Origin of the sequence: Kosmotoga sp. DU53 (assembly GCF_001639905.1) — a bacterium.
Lineage (GTDB): Bacteria > Thermotogota > Thermotogae > Petrotogales > Kosmotogaceae > Kosmotoga > Kosmotoga olearia.
In genome coordinates, this window is the sequence record NZ_JGCK01000056.1 from 1 (window position 1) to 2,186 (window position 2,186).

Genomic DNA, 2,186 nt, shown 5'->3' on the forward strand with positions numbered 1-2,186 from the left:
GCTGAATAAAGCCGAGAATCCGAGAATCCGAGAGTCCGAGAAAAAACAAGACGCTCGCGAGGCTGTCAGCTGGTGGAGCGACGCTCGAAGACTGAGGCTTGCAGACGCTGAATAAAAGCCGAGAATCCGAGAATCCGAGATCCGGTAAGCACGCTAGCGCGTGGGTAAGCTTGGCTGCGCCGGGGGTGAGCCTAGCTTCGCTAGGGGTAAGCCTGACGAAGTCAGGGGGGGACACATTTTCGTTGTCGGTCGTACGCGAGATTGGAAAAATTGAGATTCGGAGACTGAGACAGGGATAAGAGGATTAATACGTTAAAGGAAAACTCTGATGAGTTATGGTGGCGGTGGGCAGGATCAAGCTGTCGACTTTGCGGGTATGATTAGATGTTTTAGGAATATGGCATCGCCACTGCGAATCGAACCCTGACCTTTGGACTGAGAATCCGATTGGGTATAGGACAGATTCTCCTTTTTATGATACGGGTAAGTTTTTTAGTGTCTGCATAGATGACTGAGAACCGAGAATTCGAGAGGACGAGAGGGAAGCCGGTACGCTGATTGAAATGTATGTTATAATGTATGTGAATATGTATGTTGTTATGTAGTAAAAGGTCTCGAGAATGGAGGTGAGTAACGTGAAATTTATTCCCTCGAGGGATTTGAGGAATAATCCTTCAAGGTTATGGAAGATTCTTGAGGATGATGAAATTGTAATAACTTCAAAGGGAAAGCCAAAGGCGATAATGATAAAGGCTGGTGATGATGTAGAAGAGTTGTTGAAATTAATAGACCAGGCTTTGGCTCAATTTGCTGTGGAGAAAATGAGACTCGGTTCCCTGGCATCGGGAAGGTCAAAGTTGAGCGATAAAGAGATTGAAGAAGAAATAAGAAAGGCAAGGCGAGAGCTTTGAAGGTCGTTATTGACACAAATGTACTCGTTTCTGCCTTACTTAAGCCTTACAGTAAGCCTGCCACGATCTTGAATATGATAATTGCCGGTCAAATTGTTCCTTGCTTTGATGCCAGGATATTTAACGAATATGAACATGTGCTTTTGAGAAAAAAGTTTGGTTTTGATCCATCGCTCGTAGAAATATTTCTTCGATATTTGAAACGGCATGGAATTTTCGTTACACCTAAACCCCTAGATCCAGTGCTTCCTGATCCTTACGATCTTCCTTTCTATGAAGTTGCGGCCTCCGCTGGTGCCGTAATCATTACCGGAAATAAAAAACATTTTCCTGTTGATGATGTTGAAGTTTTTTCGCCTGACGAATTTTTGCATCGGGAGTAAGCACTCCTTCGGAGTGGGGAAAATAATAGATGCTTGCGACAAAAAAACACGAGAATCCGAGAGTCCGAGAAAAAACAAGACGCTCGCGAGGCTGTCAGCTGATGGAGCGACGCTCGAAGACTGAGGCTTGCGGACGCTGATGAAAAGCTGAGATCCGAGATCCGAGAACCGAGAGGGCCGCTGTGCGGCAGATACGAATCCCTTCGGGATTGATCCGAACTCTTTCAGAGTTGTCACGGTGTGCCCGGCATGACATACAACTATAGGGTGAAAGTCCCGAATGCGGGGAGCGGAATAAGCATTAGCTGAGGGCAAGGGTGTCACTGGTAACGGTGAATCTGAAGGAAGCCTAAGGCAAAATCCGGAACTGAACGAAAGTGAACCAGTGTTGGCCGGTAGAGTGGGTAACCTTGCCGTGAATGGGTAAGCCCGAGCTCCAACTCTACAGGTTTGGATGGCAGGATTCGGATGAAAGCTGTATGTCTTACCCGGGGAAGTCCTCACTCGTCCCAAAATGGGTAAGCCGGAACAAGGGGAGACCCAAGGACCGGTAAAGCGGAGGAGGATGGCAGATGAACCCGTAGTAGTGTTGAACCTCTCTGAAAGGAGAAGGGACTATCGCCTTGAGCGATGGGGGTAACAGGAACCGAAAGGGTCTGTTACTTGCGAAGGGGGGAAGGGTTGAGGAAATGGCACAAAGGGAAGCGAATATAACAGGAGCCCGTAACGGAGGCTGAAATGCCGACGGTGGTCTGAAATGGCTGGGGCAGGCAAGTAATCCATTATAGGGTTGGGCATATTCCTCGAAAGGGGTAGAAAACCGATGCCTGTGTGGAAGAAGAAACCGATTCTGTTATATGCGACTTATTCTGAAGGCCATGCGGAGGTAGTA

Annotated in this window: 2 protein-coding genes; both read left to right on the plus strand. The window is 47.5% G+C overall.

Annotated elements, in window-relative coordinates; translation table 11 throughout:
* The first annotated feature begins 635 nt into the window (after positions 1 to 635).
* Complete coding sequence (locus DU53_RS06965; RefSeq protein WP_015868659.1) at positions 636 to 911, plus strand: type II toxin-antitoxin system prevent-host-death family antitoxin; 276 nt, start codon at positions 636 to 638, stop codon at positions 909 to 911.
* A complete protein-coding gene (locus DU53_RS06970) occupies positions 908 to 1,294 on the plus strand; it encodes a putative toxin-antitoxin system toxin component, PIN family (protein WP_063728251.1) in 387 nt (128 codons plus the stop codon). Before DU53_RS06965 ends, DU53_RS06970 begins: the two co-directional genes overlap by 4 nt.
* The last annotated feature ends 892 nt before the right edge of the window (positions 1,295 to 2,186 follow it).